Source organism: Pollutibacter soli (genome assembly GCA_029269725.1).
Taxonomy (GTDB): Bacteria; Bacteroidota; Bacteroidia; order Chitinophagales; family Chitinophagaceae; genus Pollutibacter; species Pollutibacter soli.
Map to the genome: position 1 here is coordinate 83641 of JARJHS010000005.1, position 18597 is coordinate 102237.

Consider the following 18597-nt stretch of genomic DNA (forward strand, 5'->3'; position numbering starts at 1 on the left):
ATGGAAGGATATGTTTGAAGAAGTAGAACAGGCGGCAGCTTTATTATATGCAGAGATAATTCTGCCATTGGCATTGCCCAAGACCTACACCTATGCCATACCGTTAACATTACAAAAGCAGGTGGCGCCGGGGATGCGCGCGGAAGTTGTATTTGGAAAACAGAAGAAGTATGCTGGTGTAATAAAAAATCTTTTTACCGAAAAGCCAAAAGGCTTTGAACCAAAAGAAATCCAGAACCTGCTGGATTCGCAGCCGGTTATTCATCAGAGTCAGCTGGATTTATGGGAATGGATTGCCAGGTACTACCTTTGTACAGAAGGAGAAGTGATGGCTGCTGCATTGCCTGCTCATTTTAAACTCAGCAGTGAAACGATCCTGATCTATAATGAAACTTATGGCGATGATTTTTCTGCACTGTCGCACGACGAATACCTCGTAGCAGAAGGATTATTAATGAAGAGGGAATTGAAACTGGAAGAAGTTCAACTTATTCTGGACAGCTCGCATGTATATCCCGTCGTAAAAAAACTGATAGAAAAGAAAGTTTGTTTTGCATGGGAATCGATAAAAGAAAAATTCATTGCCAAAACAGAAATATATGTTCGGCTGAGCGAGAAGTATGCTGATGAAGAGCACCTGAATGAACTCCTCAACAACTGGAACTCTGCTGCGCCAAAGCAGATGGAGTTGCTGCTGGCTTACCTTCATTATCAACGCACAGAAGGCGAAGTAAAGCAATCCGATCTGTTGAAGAAATCCGGCGCAACTGCGGCTCAGCTAAAGCGACTGGAGGAAAAAGGTATCCTGGTCCGTGAAAAGATTACGGTTGACCGTCTCCGGCAGTTACCCATGGAGATTGATATTGATTTTACACTTTCTGATGCACAGCAAAGTGCCTTGAACGCGGTGAAACTGTCGCTGGAAGAAAAAGCGGTTTGTTTGTTGCAGGGAGTTACCTCCAGTGGAAAAACACAGGTGTATATCCGGTTGATGGAAGAAATTATCCGTACTGGCAAACAGGTGTTGTTTTTGTTACCGGAAATTGCGCTGACTGCCCAGATTATCAGAAGACTGCAGAAACATTTTGGTGGATATATCGCAATCTATCACTCTAAATTCAATCCGAATGAAAGAGTAGAGATCTGGAATAAGGTGAAAGACGGCACAACAAAAATTGTGTTAGGCGTAAGGTCGTCGCTTTTTCTTCCATTTGAAAATCTCGGGTTGATCATTGTTGATGAGGAGCACGATGCATCCTATAAGCAACAGGAGCCTGCGCCGAGATACCATGCGCGGGATGCTGCAGTATATTATGCTTCCCGTTTGGGAGCAAAAGTTTTACTGGGTAGTGCGACGCCTTCCATGGAGACCTACTACAACGCAACGATCAGCAAGTATGGATTAGTGCAATTAAATGAGCGGTATGGCGGAATTGAAATGCCGGTTATCGAGATAGCAGATACAAGGCAGGGCACAAAATCGCCCCATACAAAAGTGGTGATCGGGCCATTGCTGAAAGAAAGAATTGAGCAGACACTTGAATTAAAGGACCAGGTGATTCTTTTTCAGAACCGGCGTGGATACTCGCCATTTATGATGTGTACAGTTTGCGGATTTATTCCCCATTGCGACCATTGCGATGTTACACTCACGTATCACAAACTGCATCACAGGTTGCAATGCCATTATTGCGGTAATTCCTATCCGCGACCGCAGACCTGTATTCGTTGCGGAAGCAGCAGCTGGCTGGAGAAAAATTTTGGTACGGAGCGTATCGAGGAAGATCTGAAAGAAGAATTCCCTGAGGCCCGGATAGCTCGTATGGACCTGGATACGATCCGCGGAAAAAATGCGCACGACGCATTGATAAAAGAGTTTGAAGAAAGACAATTGGATATCCTTGTTGGGACGCAGATGGTAGTAAAAGGTCTGGATTTCGACCATGTACAGGTCGTGGGAATTCTTGATGCTGATGGATTGCTGAGTTTTGCAGATTTCCGTGTGAATGAAAGAGCCTTTCAGCTGATGGAACAGGTGAGTGGTCGCGCGGGTCGTCGCGACCGGCAGGGGACTGTCGTTATACAAAGCCGCAATGCTGCGCATCCTGTACTTGAATTTGTAAGGCAACATAATTATCAGCAGTTCTATGATCACGAGATCATCGTCAGGAAGAATTTCGGATATCCTCCATTTACGAGAATCATCCAACTAACGTTCAGGCATAAGGTAAAAGAAAAATGCGCTGCGGCTGCAGAGCTTGTGGCATCGCAGCTGGCAAAACATCTCGGCAATTATTTAATTGGTCCCGCAGAGCCGGTGGTAAATCGCATCCGTGAGAATTACCTTATGGAACTGATGTTTAAATTACCTAAGGACACCAGGACCAATGAGCTCGTTCGTGAGCTTATAAAACAGCAGATGGTCATTCTTCAGAATGATAAGAATTTCAGATCGGTGGATATTATTCCAGACGTGGATCCGGTTTGATGAAGGCCGAAGGATGAATGGCGAAGGATGAAGTGAACATCCAGCGTTTTTAAAGTGACAGAGGCAAATTAAAAGATGCAGCGTTTCAATAACAAGTCCCGTAGATGATCTTATAGCCCATGACTTCAATCATGGGCGTCAAGGCATGGGAGCATCCCATGTTTGAAAATGATGGAGGCAAATTGAAAATTAAAGCCGAAAAATAAATTGATATTTCAATCGCCCCGGGCTTTAGCCCGGTATGAATATCGAGTCGGATAGCTGATCATTTAGTCGGCGCGATTGCGCCCGTTCTGACAACTGACAACCGATAACTGACAACTACAATCTAAAACTCCTACCTACTACTTACTTCTTACTACTTACTGTATTTAATCATCTCATCATACTCCAGAAAATGAATTCCCTTCGGTAGTGTCTGTGACGCTTTTACCATTGCAAGCGCAACTTCTGAAGCTTTGATCGATTTGTATTTATTCATTGATTTAGGCAATACCCAGGAGACTGCGGGCATTACAAATTGCGCGATCGATTCGCCTATACGTCTTTCTTTTCTCTGACCGATTAATAAAGAGGGCCTTACAACGATGAGTTGCGGGATCAGGCATTTGCTCACTGCTTCTTCTACAACACCTTTTAATTTGAGATAATAATTGTTGTTATTGTCTGGATTCGCGCCGATCGAACTTACCAATGCAAATCCATATACACCACCATCAGCAGCAACTTTTGCTGCATGTACGGGGATGTCATAATCTACTTTCTGATACAGTTGTTTGTCGCCTTCAACTTTTTTATTCGTTGTACCGATTGCGCAGAAAACCGTTTCGCTTCCGACAATATAAGGATCCATCTCTTTCAATTGAGTAAAATCGATGATTTTTTCCAGCAGTTTTGGATGCGACCTGCCGACCGGTCTTCTTGTCACCACATTGACCTGGCTATAGGTTTCATCATTCAGCAGAATATCCAGCAGGTGACTTCCGATCAATCCTGTCGCGCCGAGTAATGTTACGGTCTGGCCCATTTTGAGTATTATTGTTCCATGCAAATTCAGGAAAATATTTCACTTAAGAACTACAATAGCTTCGGGCTTGATGTGAACGCAAAATATTTTTCCGTTTTTACGGATATCCCGTCACTGGCAGAGTTACTGGAAACCGGAAGACACCCTTTTACCACGGAGAGGAGCAGACGACTGCTGATACTGGGTGGTGGTAGTAATATGTTGCTGACAAATGATTTCAATGGACTTGTCATAAAAAACAATATTCCCGGCATCAGAAAAACTGCCGAGGACGAGCAGCATGTATATGTAACCGTTGGGGCAGGGGAAAACTGGCATGAAACAGTAATGCATTGCATAGATATGGGCTGGGGTGGCCTGGAAAATCTCGCGCTGATACCTGGTAATACAGGAGCTTCTCCGATGCAGAATATCGGGGCCTATGGAGTCGAAATCAAGGATCATTTTTATCAGCTGGAAGCCTGGGATATAGAAGATAAGAAGACCGTGATTTTTACCGCCGCAGAATGCGAGTTTGGTTATCGTGAAAGTGTTTTTAAAGGAAGATTGAAGAACAGATTCGTCATTACATCTGTCAGTTTTCGTCTGGATAAAAACCCGGCTTTCCATATCACCTACGGAGCTATCCGCGAAGAGCTGGAAAGGCAGGGTGTCCAGGACCTGAGCATACGTGCGATTGCGGATGCGGTGATCAGTATTCGACGATCAAAGTTGCCTGACCCGGCGGTTATAGGAAATGCGGGAAGTTTTTTCAAGAATCCGGAAATTCCTGCTTCTCAGTTTGAAGAGTTAAAATCAGTGTATCCTGAAATCGTCGGCTATCCTTTGCCGGGAGCCATGGTGAAACTTGCTGCAGGCTGGTTGATTGAAAAGGCGGGATGGAAAGGCTACCGTGAAGGAGATGCAGGCTGTCATGCAAAACAAGCGTTGGTATTGGTGAATTATGGTAATGCAAGTGGGCATGAGATTTTAAAACTGTCAGATAAGATCAGTGAAAGTGTACGGGAAAAGTTTGGAGTGCATTTGCAGAAAGAAGTGAATGTAGTTTAGTTCATAGTTCTTAGTTGTTAGTTCTTAGTTCATGGTTCATAGTGTGGAACTGCCAGTTTTCGGTTTTCAGTTCCATTATATAGTTCTCCGTTTCTTCTCAGTGGGCTGTTCAATCAGATGTCGCTCAGTATTTTGACTTTTTGGCTGTTTCTAAGAACTAACAACTAAGAACTAAGAACTTGTATTAATCCCATGCAATGTTTTTTGTTTTTTAGGTGTCAGAATGCATACTATTTAAACTGAACTCTCCATGAAAAAGTTAATCCTCCTCTTCCTGTATTCCGTATTCTGTATTCTATCTCTAAGTGCCCAGGAAGAGCGCGAAGAACCGCAGCCTCCTACTGCCAATGCCTCAAATGTGTATGCCGAATTCGGTGGAGCCGGAATTATCTATTCCATCAACTACGATGGCCGGTTCGGAAAAACAGATCGTGGATTGGGTTTCAGGATAGGAGCCGGTGGATTTTATGCCGATGGGGAGGGATACTATATGATCCCGGTGGGGTTGAATTACCTGATCGGAAGCAACGGAAAATATTTTGAAATGGGTGGCGGAGCTGCTTTTGGGAACTTCAATGAAGCATTTTCATCCGACCCTGATCTGAATAAAAGCAAGGTAGTGGGCCATCTGGTTTTTGCGTTTCGTAAACAGGCATTCAGGCACAGAGGTGTAATATTCCGTGCAGGGTTCACACCCATTTTCAGTTCTACATTCTTTATTCCATCGGCTTGTGTGGCTATCGGTTTCAGGTTTTGAGTCAGGCAAAAGGCAAAAGTAAAAAGGCAGTTCGTTGTTCGTTCTTCGTTGTTCGTTTTTCGTTTGGAACAGCCCATGTTCAGTTTGCCTGCCGCCTGCCTGTCCGGCAGGCAGGGCAGGCAGGTTTTCAGTTTCAGTACCGGGCAGTTTCCGCTCATTGCAGCATACCCTGTTTCTGCCTTCAGTATTATGCTCTATATTTTTGCCATTCATACAATTAAGTTCTCCATTGCTGACCAACTCCATAATTTAATAGAATCGTTCACTTCCTAATTAGAAACAAGTTGAATGAACCAATATGAATCGAAAAAACTTTATCGCCGCAGGAACTACGGCGCTCGCAGCAGCAATCCTTCACAGCAATGAGCTGCAGGCTCAGCAACAGGAAGTTCCCCCCTATAACATCGCGATTGTAAAGGAGTTTGTTATAGCAGGTCATGGCAATATGGATAAAGTAAAAGAGATGGTGGTCAATTCACCCAACCTGTTGTATTGCCGATATGATTGGGGCAGTGGTGATTTCGAAGAAGCAATTGAAGGTGCAGGGCATGTGGGAAATAAGGATATTGCTAATTTTCTCATCAGCCAGGGTGCAAGACCGAACATTTTTGTTCTTACTATGCTGGGTGAAACTGAGATCGTAAAAGCAATGCTTACAAAATATCCGGCATTACTCAGGGCCAAAGGTGCTCATGGTTTAACGCTTTTACATCATGCAACAAAAGGAGGGGAGCAGTCAAAAGAGATTCTTGAGTTTTTAAAGGAGAAAGGCCTGACGGAGATGCAGATCAGGATTAAATAGTAAGGTTGGTTATTAATTTTTACATCCACAGGTGTTTCCCGGGATACTCCCCAGAATCAAACACTACACGATTCAAGCGAACACCAACAACATAGGAAACTCTTGTTATCGCTACCATTTCCCACAGGTTACCGGCTATTGAATTATGCTCCGTCAGGGCCATCCTGTTGATAGCAAGAGAAGATTTCCGGGATCGGATTTGCCGCTCGCAGGAGCGTCCTGTGAAATTAATCGAAGCCTGTGTTTAATTGGCTATGAATTGTGCGAAATAATCACTGATAGAAGGCAGCGCTTTTGCACTTTGTGTAACAGGACGCTCCTACGGAGCGATGTGTTTGGCTAAAATTTCAACTATTTCCTACCATCAGGAAGCTCCGATGGAGCGGAGGAAAACCGAAAGAGCATCAACAATAAATGGTACACGAAATTTTGCTGGTGCCCGCCTGCAAGTTTGAAATTATACAGAGTTTTTATCTACCCGGCGAAACACCAACAAAGAACGCAATGTCCGGTTGGTGTTTCCCGCCTTCACTTAAAAGAGAAAAATGTAAAACGACTCCAGGAAACACTGACAACAATTGCAATCACGAAAATTTTGTTGGTGTTCGCCTGCGCAGTTCATATTTAAAATTTATTTCCGTGCCAGTTGACAAACCAACGACTTGAAAGATAATTGTAACCGCCACGTTTTTTTATAAGTAGTCAGGTTTTGCCTTTTGCTTCTTTAGGAGCATCCTGTTTGTAGAGAAAGAAGATTTCCGGGATCCGATTTGCCGCTCGCAGGAGCGTCCTGTGAAATTAATCGAAGCCTGTGTTTAATTGGCTATGAATTGTGCGAAATAATCACTGATAGAAGGCAACGCTTTTGCAGTTTGTGTAACAGGACGCTCCGATGGAGCGATGTGTTTGGCTAAAATTTCAACTATTTCCTACCATCAGGAAGCTCCGATGGAGCGGAGGAAAATTGACAGCATCAACGACAGATGGTAACGAAAATTTGTTGGTGCTCGCCTGCAAGTTTGAAATTATACAAAGTTTTTATGTACCCGGCGAAACACCAACAAAGGGCGCAATGTCCGGTTGGTGTTTCCCGCCTTCACTTAAAAGAGAAAAATGTAAAACGACTCCAGGAAACACTGACAACAATTGCAATCACGAAAATTTTGTTGGTGTTCCCCTACGCAGTTCATATTTAAAATTTATTTCCGTGCCAGTTGACAAACCTACGACTTGAAAGATAATTGTAACCGCCACGTTTTTTTATAAGTAGTCAGGTTTTGCCTTTTGCTTCTTTAGGAGCATCCTGTTTGTAGCGAAAGAGGATTTTAGGGATCCGGTTTGCCGCTCGCAGGAGCGTCCTGTGAAATTAATCGAAGCCTGTGTTTAATTGGCTATGAATTGTGCGAAATAATCATTGATAGAAGGCAGCGCTTTTGCACTTTGTGTAACGGGACGCTCCTACTGAGCGATGTGTTTGTCTCAAATTTCAAATATTTCCTACCATCAGGACGCTCCGATGGAGCGGAGGAAAATTGACAGCATCAACGACAGATGGTAACGAAAATTTGTTGGTGCTCGCCTGCAAGTTTGAAATTATACAAAGTCTGTATTTATCCGGCGAAACGCCAATATGGTAACCATTTGTTCCGAAGTTTTGTTGGTGTTCGCCTGTGCATGTTATTTTGATGAATTCTTTTGTTGGCCGGCGAAACACCAACGAAGGATGCAGTTTCCGTTGTTCGGTGTTTCCGGGCATCACTCGAAACAGTATGATTCAAAACGACTCCACGGAACACCAACAACATTATTAAACTAGAATGGCCGGTGTTCGCTTACCGCATTACGATGATGAGTTGTTTTGTATTCCCGGCGAAACACCAACAAATAAGGGATGGGTTTAGTGATCCGATTGCTCAATAAAATGCCAGCACACGCCGGCCTTATCAATAATATTCACTTCCAGCCCGTAAGTCTGTTTGGAAATATTTCCCATCCTGATGCCGTACTTTTCAGGAAGTTTTTTCTCAAGAACAGACTTCCTGAAATCTTCTACACTGCTCACGATCACACTCACCATATAGTTTTGAGCAAATGATTCGTTTTCGTATTGCTGAAGAATGAATGTACAAGGACCATATCCCATCCCGGCATAATCTCCACCATCCCAGAGGATTTTAAAACCAAGTTCAACAAAGAATGCTTTTGCTGATTTAAAATCCTTTCCCGAAGGCACAAATGGCGAGAGTGATAAAAATTCCATGATCATTTTTGTATTCAAGACGATAAACGCTGAACTATCCAGTAAACTTTCCACCCTTGACTTTAAACATTCAACCTTTCGAACTCCTCATCGCCTTTACTTTTACCAGCTTATTGTCATCAACCAGTTTTTTGTACTCCCCTGTCTCCGCACCATACAACGCAATTTTTCCATTGGCATCGCAATGTACACCCCACCCATATCTTTTCGTCAGCGGTGATGCCCGAAAACAAGCCTGGCCTTTTGAAAAAAACGCTTCTCTCGCTTTTTTCCTTTCAGATTTTGTGATTTGATTTCTAAGCGCATACACTTCAAACAACACATCATCAGAAGTGTATTTGTAAGGCGCCTTATGAATCATTTCAAACTGCAGATTGGCAATGGATTTTTTATCTCCCTTCACCGGCGGAATTTCTCCGGCAAGTGAAGGCGAATCATCCGCAATCATGATCAGGGTGTTTTGGTAACAGGTACTATGAACCATATTACTAAGTTAGAGGTAAGGAGTGGGAATTGAACAGACAACCTGCCCTGCCTACCAGACAGGCAGTCTTTCGTTTCCCCGTATTCCGTATTCTGTGTTCTGTTTCATCCTCAATCGCCGGCTGTTCCTATTGCCTGCTTGCTATTGCCTATTGCCTCTCCTGTGTACCGTCTGCTGTCTTCTGTCTAGAACATAATCATTCCCAGCCTGATCTTCGGTGCATATTTCGGAGCTCCTTCAAAAGATCGGTCAGCCTGCCGTATGTGTCTGTCGATATGATAAATGAGAAACCTGAAAGTATCGCCCAACCGCAATTTTACCAGGTTGGAAATGGCAATTGATGTTTTTGTTTTGGTAAGATCTACCTGTGTAGCTTTTGCCAGAAGCGTTTTCAGCATTTCCAGTTGTTTGATAAACCTATCGATTGTCAGTACAGACAAATTACTTTCGGCTGGTCTTTTGTCTTTGGGAGTTTTCATTTTTTTGATTTTTCCGTTCCTGCCCAGCATCAGGTTGGCAAAATAATTTCCAATGATTCCGCTATGGAAAACAGTGCCGGGATTTCTGTGCGTACTGTTATCCATCCGTTTTTCTATTTCAGGGAGATAAAAATCGCCATAAAGATTCAGATGCTCGAGGCATTGGAGTATGCTCCAGGACTGCGCATCTTTTTTAAAGTTGAGTATTCTGAGATCGTAGGTTTTAAAACGCTGTGCGGCTTCTATTGCGTCGTCAGTCATGCTGATGAGTTCTGTCAGTAATTCTCTGCTGTTGATTTGCATATCTTTTAATTTGTACAAATCTCCCCCGGGTTTTTCAGAATGTTCTTGATCGGGATCAAGAATTCCGAAGCCGGCTCAATGTCTCAGGCGTCATGCGAAGATAGGAGGCAATATACTTTAATGGTACTTCCTGGAATACATTCGGGCTTCTTTTTAATACCCGGTTGAGTCGTTCAGTAGGCGAAGCGATCAGCAGGTCGATTTCACGATCTATTGTCTGCGTAACTAACCCTTCCAGCATTTTCGTGTAGCCCAGCAAGTTATCGCTACTTTGGCTGATCAGTTCCTCAATGTCATTCTTCGAAATCATTCTAACTATTGTTTTTCGCAACGCTTCGATATAAAATTCTGAAGGCGCTTGTTTCAGATAGGAGCTAAGTGAATTGATAATTCCATTTTTATACCCAAGCCTTACCGTGTGTTCTTCGAATTCAGTGAGAAGCAAAACCCTTACCGCGCCTTCTTCAATCCAATACAGATTTCTTTCGACTTCGCCTTCTTTCAGAATAAATTCACCTTTCTTAAATGTTTTCAGTTTCCCTTTCTGCTGAAAGGTCTGAATGAGCTGATCGAAAAAATTTGAATAATGAGCCGGCAATGGTTAAATAAAGTTATGAGGTTTCCAATTGGACAAGTTAGACATTTTCCAGGCTAAATCTTGTGGAATGATTTGCCTTTCGAAATGATGATGGATTAATACCCGTTAATTTTTTAAACAATTTATTAAAATAGGAAAGGCTTTCAAATCCCACTTCATAACATGCTTCTGATACTGTAATATCTTTCATTAATAAAGTTTTCGCCTGGGTAATTCTATACTGGTTGACAAAATCAGTGAAAGTCATCTTTGTCTGCTTTTTAAAATACCTGCAAAATGCTGCAGTACTCAAATGGACGCAATCTGCAATTTCATTTACATCCGGTTTCTTATCATAGTTGAGATGAATATAATTGTATACCGATGCCATCCGTATCTTATCATCAAGAAAAATCTTTACACGTGTGTCACGGTCATTGAGTTGGATATAATCATTGGTTGATGCCAGCAATTGAAAAATTTCCAGCAGTGTTAGCATTTGTACAAATGCAGATTCTCCATTCATCGATTTTAATTTCTGAATTGCCCGTTCTTTCGCTGGTCCGAAAAAACTCAAACCGTAAATCGATTGCTTCATCATGTTTTCAATTGCCTCAAACTCGGGCGCAGTTTTAAATGCATCGCCTAAAAAATTTTCCCTGAACTGAACAACGATCTGGTGATAGTCTGTCTGAATACCGTAATCAAAATTGAGATGAGGAATATCCGGTCCGATCAATACAAGATCATCAGTTGTAAAGCTCGAAATATGCTGCCCTACGTGACGAATGCCTGTAATAGCTTCAACATACAGCAGTTCAATTTCAGGATGATAGTGCCAGTAAAAGCTATTCCGCAGGCTGGGTGAAAAGATCTTAAACGACTGCCCCGGATTTAACGTGATGATTTCCTTCTGAATCTTCATTACGATCCGATTTTTCTATAAATCTAAATTATCGGGTGGAATTTTAATTGAAATTGTCAATACAGAGCAAAAACTGGTCATTCAAAACGAAAAATGAAAATGCCAATGGTTTCATCTTTGTTTCATAATAATCAACAGTATTCTTCATATGGAGCAACAAACGATGGCAGCAACAATGGCCCCGGCAAATGCGCACAAAGACATCCCCGGGAACCCCTCCACTGCAAAGAGCAGCAAAGTGAAACTGAACGACAGAAGCAATGGAAGGCCGTTAAAAGTTTTGTCTGAAGCGGATTGGAGATTCTGGATCAACAACGGATATATCGTTATCGGGAACGCTGTGCCGGAAGAACAGGTAAAACGTCTGGCTGATTTCCTTTGGGAGTTTGAAGAAAAAGACCCCAATGATAAATCGACCTGGTATACAGCTCCACGTGCGGAAATGAAAATGAAAGAGCTCACTAATACAGGTATGGTAGAAGTGTATAATCATCAGTATCTGTGGGATAATCGTCAGTTTCCAAAAGTGCATGATGCATTCAGTGACATCTGGGGGACAGAAAAACTTTGGGTAACGATTGATCGCGCAAATCTAAACCTGCCCATTCAGCCCGGTTTCGAGTACAAAGGGTTTATTCACTGGGATTATGATCCTGAAACCAAACCACAGAATGTACAGGGCGTTCTGGCTCTCGCCGATCAGAACGACGAAAATATGGGAGGCTTTCAATGTATTCCTGAATTGTATCGCACCTACGAAACATGGAAACTAACGCAGCCGGACAACCGTGATCATTTTAAACCTGATACCACAGGTTTTGAAATAGTAAAAGTGAAAATGAATGCAGGCGATCTCCTCATCTTCAACAGTCTTCAACCGCACGGTATCAGGCCAAACAGGAGTGGAGATAAAGTGAGGCTTGCGCAATACATTTCCATGATGCCCGCGGAGGAAGACAATGAAGAACTGCGTGAATGGAGAATCAGTTCCTGGAGAGATCGGAGGGCCCCGGAAGGTTATGCATTCCCCGGAGATCCCCGCAAATGGGAACAGACCAGATACGAAACCGCCGAACTATCTTCTCTGGGTAGAAAACTATTAGGAATCGACAGGTGGTGATCTGAAATACTTTGGGTTAAGAGGCATATGCAGTAAGCTGCTCTTTGGAGGAAGGGCAGCTTTTTTAGGCAGTCAACTCAAAACAATCATCTAATTTTACTCAGTAAGATTTTGGTAATCCCTCCACCTGGTGTTATGCGGATGCTGAATATTCTTAGAATCATACTTGCGCTTACCATTCTTTTCGCTGCGATATATTATTGGCGGCTCAGCAAAGGACACTATGACAACAGCACTTTTGTTATCAGCGAAGCAGCCAATCCCGTGATTAAAATTGTTGGCGACTATTCAGGCCGTATCAATATTGATGATACTGCTGTGACAGTGGATGAATCCATACTTTTTGAAAGAGATTCGCTTGCATACCTGATCCAGCGCGAGATTCCTGCACTGCTGGGGAATGATGATATCTATTCTTACGATGAGAAAATTTCAAAACGTACCAGACTGAATTCTGTTGAAACAGAAAAGTATATTGAACGTTATCTGAAAGAATTAAAGGATCTGCGCTGGAATGAAAGCTCAGAAAAGAATGCAAAGAAATATTTCTTCAAACGAACCTCTGTACTTCCTTATACCATGGGCTTTGCTGAGAAAACAAAGCGACTGGCCATTCCCGTTCTGTTCAATAACGTGACTGATCTTCATCATCGACCAACAGGGTCAGGTTATTTTATCGTCAATGATTCTGTAGGGAAATTAACCTACGATGGTAATGTGGATTATATTCTTTCAGACAATTCAAAAGTAGTTCTCAGGGCAAACGAAGGGATCGTTGAACGCATTTTTCCGGAAGCCAGGAAAACGAGTTTGATTGATGAGCAATACAGTGATGTTTTTGTATTTGATCTTCATTCTATCGGCAGTTCACTCGATCAGACCCGGAACGGAACAACAACTGTCAATGTCGAAATATTAAATCCCAGGTACAACAATCAACTCGGTCGCCTGATGCGCAACTGGTCGCCGGCGCAGGTGGCTATCTGGTCGATTGTTACGTTTCTTGCGCTATTTGCTGATAAGGTGAAAGAATTATTTTTCAAGCCTCTTGTCAATCGTGTATTTCAGAAAAAGCAGCAACCGGGCGGTGGCGTCAGCTATTAGGTGGTGTGTAGTAGGCTATATGTGGTAAGTTAGCTTTTGCGATTAAAATCACATCTCAGGATTGCGAAGTATAGTACGCGAAGTAAATTCACAAACAGTTTAGGCTGTTTCCTGGTTTTTCATGTAGGGAAAAGGCACGCCTTTTACCTACATGAAAAACGTCAAAATTGGGACGTTTCTATTACTACTCTCAACCGCCGGCTGTTACCCACTTATAACTTATAACTTATTATAACTTATACCCTACAACTTATTACCTACTACCCCTCGTTTTCAAAACCGAATCCTCAATCGGCCCTTTCAAGGCAACAATTGTATCGATCAGTTCATTTGGAAAAGTCATCGACAAAACATACTGCTGAACCTTCCAGTCATTTCCTTTTTTAACCAATACTCCAGATCCTCTGCAGAGTTTCATTTGTGTACTCAACAGCTCATCAAACCATGCCAGTCGTCCTGTACTATCGAAAAAAATGTTTCTTTCGACTGCGGTAAAATCCCAAGCTTTCCCTTTATCAAAAGCCGGTTTTGCCCATGCCATAAACGCCTTTTTGTCCCAGTTTTCTTTGGCATCTGTGCCGATGAATGTGGCATCATCGGTATAATAGCCGAAGTAATTATCATAATCGGCTCTGGCCGCAGCAGCATTGAATGAATCAAGCAATGAAATGATTTGCTGTTTCTCTTTATTCAGATCCGGTGCTGAAGAGGATGGGTTGTTATTGCACGATGTAACGATTACGAGGATAATAACCCAACAAAAATGCCAGCGGAAATCTTTTATCAATTTCATTTTTTTCATTTCACGGAAGATAGAGAAAGAAATTATCATCATGAGGATTGAACCGGCGAATATTTCACGATATCAATCCCGATTCCGTTGGGATCTGTAATGGCAAAATGACGATCACCCCACGGTTCATCACGAATTGGAACCGTAACCGGTATCTTCAATTTTATTTCCTGATATAAAGCATCTACATCATCAACTTCAATAGTAAGATAAACCCCCTGTCCTCCGAATGGACTTTGAAAAATCGGTTGTTGCGTTGGATGTTCAGGTAACAAAAAGCTAATTTCCGCCTGATGATCCGGCGTATGCATCAGGAGATAAAATTCATTTTCAAAAGTAATTCCGAATCCCAGTACGTCAGTGTAAAATTTTTTTGTCTCTTCCATTTTATTAGTGATAATTCCTGCATTCAGTTTCATTTTTATGATTTTTATTCTGATACAAAATTGCATCAACCAGTGATGGAATCATTGTAAAAAACGGACAAATTTCAGCGGCCGAATGCTTTAGAGGGAGTGACTCCATAGAAGTTTTTGAAGTCTTTAATAAAGTGAGCCTGGTCGTAATATCCTGCATCAAAAAATAATTTGTTTTCACGCAGACTTTGTGTGGAAGGCTTGGCACGAAGTATATTCTGGAAGCGAACGATTTTGCAGAAAGTTTTTGGTGTATCCCCGATATAATATTCAAATAATCTTCTCAATTGCCTTGAACTTATACCTGTTGACAGTTCCTGCTCCATCCGGATCACTCCTGATTTCTTAAGCATGATATCAATAGCGTTGTACAGACGATTGTCAAAATTGATTGTTGTTGACTGAATTTGTCTTATGAAAATTTTATCAAGTTCGATACATAACTGTGAGCTGTCATTGATACTTATACCAGTTGCAAGAAAACGCGCAATTTCCGGAACGACAACATCCAACGATTCAAAACGGTTGCTCAATTGCGCCGCATCAACTTTAAACATCTGCGGGAACATTGCAGGTAAAAATCTGATCCCGAAATAGTGAAACTGATTCGCCAATCGAAACTCAGTATACTTTCTGTAAAAACCCATTACCCAACTTAATGCCGGATTGTTCATCTCGAAATAAATATCAATACAGCCATCAGCTACAACGCGATAAATAAATGGTGATGGAAGGGGAGTAGTCGTCAGCAGTTCCCAGTAACAGCAGATAAATGGTTGCAGGTGAAGATGCGGAACAAATTCCCGATAGATAACATTACTGGTCGGGGATTTGACCGTAGGCTGAATTGGTTTGTATAATTGATGTATGGTATTCAATATCGAAATTCAAATCGGAAGAAAGCAATCCAGATCATTGAGGGTCTTCGATTTGGTAATCTATTTCCATGAATGATTCTACCTCTTTCATCCAGAGCTCTTCAACAAAACGTACATGTCCAGGATGATCGCTGTAAGCCTGGTAGCTCGCAGCATCTGAAAACTCCATTGATATTCCATAGGTATAGTTATTGTGAGAACTGATCTGTTTTAAGCACTCGAATTTTTCAACGCCCGGTAACTTTTTTAATTCTTTGGCAGCATCGAGGAATTGTTTTTCTTCCTCCGAACCTATCCGGTGTTTCAATTTAAAAACAACGGTATGTCTTATCCTGTACTTTGATTCTGATGTCATGAATGTCATTGATTGAAGACTGAAAATTCAAATTAACAATTTTCCTGTTAGCTGCATTAAGAAATTTATCTTGTTCCGCATTTGCTTCATAGGAATAATCCAAAAATGTTTTGTGTCAACTTGTCTAGACAAATAAAAATGTATATATTCGTTTTTTAAAGTCTCTGATAGTACTCCGGATTTTATTTTCATTTTATTTTCTCTTGCATTAATCGTTTTAGTACGGATGGTATCTGCGTATTGCTGACTTGTGCCGTGTTTCCGCGCAAATAATAAATTGTTGTAAGGCGTTATAATATTAAATCAGTATGAAACATATGCGTATTGACAAGTTCATCGTGCCCCTGCACGAAGTAGGTATGAATGATCTGGAATGGGTGGGAGGGAAAAATGCATCGCTTGGAGAAATGATACAACACCTTACTCCTTTAGGTATCCAGGTGCCTGGTGGATTTGTAATTACTGTCCATGCGTACAAATATTTTCTTATTGCGAATCAGCTGGAACCGTCGGTTAAGCAATTCATTTCCGAGATCGAGTTTGATAATATTGATTCCCTGCGTAAAGGCGGTAAGAAAATAAGGCAGCTGATACGGAACACAAGATTTCCCAAAGAGCTGGGTGAAGAAATTATTCAGGAATACCTGAGTCTTTCTGAAAGATATCATTTGCCGGATACTGATGTGGCAGTTCGATCTTCGGCAACAGCTGAAGATCTTCCGGACGCTTCGTTTGCGGGTCAGCAGGAAACATATCTGAATGTCAGGGGGCCAGGTGCTCTTATTGATGCAGTCCGGAATTGTTTTGCTTCTTTGTTTACCGATCGTGCGATTTCTTACCGTGAAAATTTTGGCTATGATCATTTTCAGATCGGGCTTTCCGTGTGTGTTCAAAAGATGGTTCGTTCGGATCTGGCATGTTCAGGTGTGGCCTTCTCTCTTGATACAGAAAGTGGATTTAAAGATGTAATAGTCATCAATGGTTCCTACGGGCTTGGTGAAATGATTGTGCAGGGTTCTGTTTCTCCGGATGAATTCATCGTTTTCAAGCCGATGCTTGGTAAAAGTTGTACCCCGATCGTAGAAAAAAAACTTGGAAACAAGGATCAGATGATGGTGTATGGTGACGATCCCGACGAACGTGTACGAACCATACCAACAGACAGGCAGATGCAGGAGAGGTTTTGTATTGACGACAAAACGGTTCTTCAATTATCTGCCTGGGTTGTTGAAATCGAAAACTACTATAGCCGGATAAAAAATTATTGGTGCCCGATGGACATCGAATGGGCGATCGATGGGAAAACCCAGCAACTATTTATTGTACAGGCGCGTCCGGAGACAATTCATTCGCAGAAAAAAGACCGGAAGGTAACCGAATACCATATCAATGAACCTGATAAAAATCAAAAGCTGGTACTGAAAGGAATTGCCGTTGGGGATAAGATCGCTTCGGGCAAAGTGAACATCATGTATTCCCTTGATAGTCGCGTTGCAGAAAGTCAGCCTTTCCAGACAGGAGACATCCTGGTAACGGATATGACAGATCCGGATTGGGAGCCGATCATGAAGAAAGCCGCTGCAATTATTACAAATAAAGGCGGACGTACCTGCCATGCGGCTATAGTTGCCCGTGAGATGGGGGTTCCTGCAATTGTGGGTTGTGGTAATGCAACGGAACTGTTAACTGTGGGAGATATTGTTACCGTCTCCTGTGCCGAAGGTGATGTTGGCCAGGTCTATCGTGGCGCAATCAACTACACTCAACTTGAGATTGATCTTGATGACTTGCCTGAAATTCGCACACCCATCATGTTTAATGTCGGCTCACCTGCGATGGCCTTTCAGTTTTCACATCTGCCGAATGCCGGAGTAGGGCTTGCGCGGGAAGAATTCATTATTAATAACTATATACAGGTACACCCGCTTGCATTGATCGGGCATCATAAGCTGAACGATCACCATTTATCGGCTGAGATCAAAAAAATCATTCGTGGATTTGAGAACGAGGAAGATTACTTTATAAAAAAACTGGCCTATGGTATAGCGCGGATTGCTGCAGCTTTTTTCCCAAATAAGGTCATTGTTCGGTTTTCCGATTTTAAGAGTAACGAGTATTATAATTTACTGGGCGGGAAATATTTTGAGCCGCACGAGGAGAACCCAATGATTGGATGGCGTGGAGCTTCGAGATATTATTCGTCTTCATATAGAGATGCATTCGGACTGGAGTGCAGGGCGATTAAAATGGTCAGGGAAGAAATGGGTTTTACAAATGTCGTGATGATGATTCCATTCTGCCGTACAGTTGAAGAACTCAAACAGGTGCAGGCCACTATGGCTTCTTTTGGTCTGGAACGTGGCGTCAATGGACTTGAAATTTACCTGATGGCTGAATTGCCGTCGAATATTCTGATGGCAGAAGAATTTGCTGCACATATCGATGGGTTTTCTATTGGATCCAATGATCTTACTCAGCTTACACTTGGGCTGGACCGGGATTCCTCTCTTGTTGCGCATCTGTACGATGAAAGAAATCCGGCAGTGAAAAAAATGATCTGTATGCTTATCCGTGCCGCAAGGGCTGCGAATGTAAAAGTAGGTATCTGCGGCCAGGGACCCTCTGATTACCCGGATTTCGCACAATTCCTTGTAGAACAGGAAATCGATAGTATTTCGGTTACGCCGGATTCGCTGGTGAAAACGATTAGGGCAATACACCAGGTTGAGCAGCAGTTGTTTCAGAAATGAAAAACAGCCTGATCACTTGTGGCGAAAAG

17 protein-coding genes are annotated in these 18597 nt (G+C 42.3%); 7 read left to right on the top strand and 10 right to left on the bottom strand.

The window, feature by feature from the left end; translation table 11 throughout:
- Window positions 1–10 precede the first annotated feature (10 nt).
- Window positions 11–2488 (top strand): replication restart helicase PriA, encoded by a 2478-nt coding sequence (gene priA, locus P2W82_RS13870; protein WP_336516499.1) that lies wholly within the window; start codon window positions 11–13, stop codon window positions 2486–2488.
- A 358-nt stretch (window positions 2489–2846) separates the two neighbouring features.
- Here the strand turns inward: priA and P2W82_RS13875 are convergent, their stop codons facing one another.
- Window positions 2847–3515, bottom strand: a complete 669-nt coding sequence (locus tag P2W82_RS13875) for an NAD(P)H-binding protein (protein WP_336516500.1) — start codon at window positions 3513–3515, stop codon at window positions 2847–2849.
- A gap of 18 nt (window positions 3516–3533) precedes the next feature.
- On the opposite strand from P2W82_RS13875, the gene murB reads away from it, so the two are divergent.
- From murB to P2W82_RS13890, 3 genes are all read left to right on the top strand, one after another.
- A complete protein-coding gene (gene murB / locus P2W82_RS13880) occupies window positions 3534–4565 on the top strand; it encodes a UDP-N-acetylmuramate dehydrogenase (protein WP_336516501.1) in 1032 nt (343 codons plus the stop codon).
- A 250-nt stretch (window positions 4566–4815) separates the two neighbouring features.
- The gene (locus P2W82_RS13885) at window positions 4816–5322 is read left to right on the top strand and encodes a hypothetical protein (RefSeq protein WP_336516502.1); all 507 of its coding nucleotides are present in this window, start codon (window positions 4816–4818) and stop codon (window positions 5320–5322) included.
- Window positions 5323–5620: 298 nt separating this feature from the next.
- Window positions 5621–6124, top strand: a complete 504-nt coding sequence (locus tag P2W82_RS13890; protein ID WP_336516503.1) for a hypothetical protein — start codon at window positions 5621–5623, stop codon at window positions 6122–6124.
- A 1897-nt stretch (window positions 6125–8021) separates the two neighbouring features.
- On the opposite strand, the gene P2W82_RS13895 is transcribed toward P2W82_RS13890, so the two are convergent.
- From P2W82_RS13895 to P2W82_RS13915, 5 genes are all read right to left on the bottom strand, one after another.
- Entirely contained in the window at window positions 8022–8384 is a 363-nt protein-coding gene (locus P2W82_RS13895) for a VOC family protein (RefSeq protein WP_336516504.1), read from the bottom strand.
- A gap of 70 nt (window positions 8385–8454) precedes the next feature.
- Complete coding sequence (locus P2W82_RS13900; RefSeq protein WP_336516505.1) at window positions 8455–8868, bottom strand: DUF6157 family protein; 414 nt, start codon at window positions 8866–8868, stop codon at window positions 8455–8457.
- 185 nt (window positions 8869–9053) lie between these two features.
- Complete coding sequence (locus P2W82_RS13905) at window positions 9054–9650, bottom strand: DinB family protein (RefSeq protein WP_336516506.1); 597 nt, start codon at window positions 9648–9650, stop codon at window positions 9054–9056.
- Window positions 9651–9705: 55 nt separating this feature from the next.
- Window positions 9706–10248 carry a Crp/Fnr family transcriptional regulator gene (locus P2W82_RS13910; RefSeq protein WP_336516507.1) on the bottom strand — a complete coding sequence of 181 codons (543 nt, stop codon included), beginning with the start codon at window positions 10246–10248 and terminating at the stop codon, window positions 9706–9708.
- Window positions 10249–10285: 37 nt separating this feature from the next.
- The gene (locus tag P2W82_RS13915) at window positions 10286–11152 is read right to left on the bottom strand and encodes an AraC family transcriptional regulator (RefSeq protein WP_336516508.1); all 867 of its coding nucleotides are present in this window, start codon (window positions 11150–11152) and stop codon (window positions 10286–10288) included.
- Window positions 11153–11300: 148 nt separating this feature from the next.
- Between P2W82_RS13915 and P2W82_RS13920 the strand changes: the two genes are divergently transcribed.
- Window positions 11301–12272: a phytanoyl-CoA dioxygenase family protein gene (locus P2W82_RS13920; protein WP_336516509.1), complete on the top strand. Its 972-nt coding sequence runs from the start codon at window positions 11301–11303 to the stop codon at window positions 12270–12272.
- 135 nt (window positions 12273–12407) lie between these two features.
- Window positions 12408–13376 carry a hypothetical protein gene (locus tag P2W82_RS13925; protein WP_336516510.1) on the top strand — a complete coding sequence of 323 codons (969 nt, stop codon included), beginning with the start codon at window positions 12408–12410 and terminating at the stop codon, window positions 13374–13376.
- Between the two features lie 253 nt (window positions 13377–13629).
- Here P2W82_RS13925 and P2W82_RS13930 read toward each other — a convergent pair whose 3' ends face one another.
- The 4 genes from P2W82_RS13930 to P2W82_RS13945 all read right to left on the bottom strand — a co-directional run bounded on the left by P2W82_RS13930 (window position 13630) and on the right by P2W82_RS13945 (window position 15818).
- Window positions 13630–14169, bottom strand: a complete 540-nt coding sequence (locus P2W82_RS13930; RefSeq protein ID WP_336516511.1) for a nuclear transport factor 2 family protein — start codon at window positions 14167–14169, stop codon at window positions 13630–13632.
- A 38-nt stretch (window positions 14170–14207) separates the two neighbouring features.
- Window positions 14208–14588 (bottom strand): VOC family protein, encoded by a 381-nt coding sequence (locus P2W82_RS13935; protein WP_336516512.1) that lies wholly within the window; start codon window positions 14586–14588, stop codon window positions 14208–14210.
- 71 nt (window positions 14589–14659) lie between these two features.
- Window positions 14660–15463 (bottom strand): AraC family transcriptional regulator, encoded by an 804-nt coding sequence (locus P2W82_RS13940; protein WP_336516513.1) that lies wholly within the window; start codon window positions 15461–15463, stop codon window positions 14660–14662.
- Between the two features lie 34 nt (window positions 15464–15497).
- Window positions 15498–15818 carry a Dabb family protein gene (locus tag P2W82_RS13945; RefSeq protein WP_336516514.1) on the bottom strand — a complete coding sequence of 107 codons (321 nt, stop codon included), beginning with the start codon at window positions 15816–15818 and terminating at the stop codon, window positions 15498–15500.
- Window positions 15819–16126: 308 nt separating this feature from the next.
- On the opposite strand from P2W82_RS13945, the gene ppsA reads away from it, so the two are divergent.
- A complete protein-coding gene (gene ppsA, locus P2W82_RS13950; protein ID WP_336516515.1) occupies window positions 16127–18568 on the top strand; it encodes a phosphoenolpyruvate synthase in 2442 nt (813 codons plus the stop codon).
- The last annotated feature ends 29 nt before the right edge of the window (window positions 18569–18597 follow it).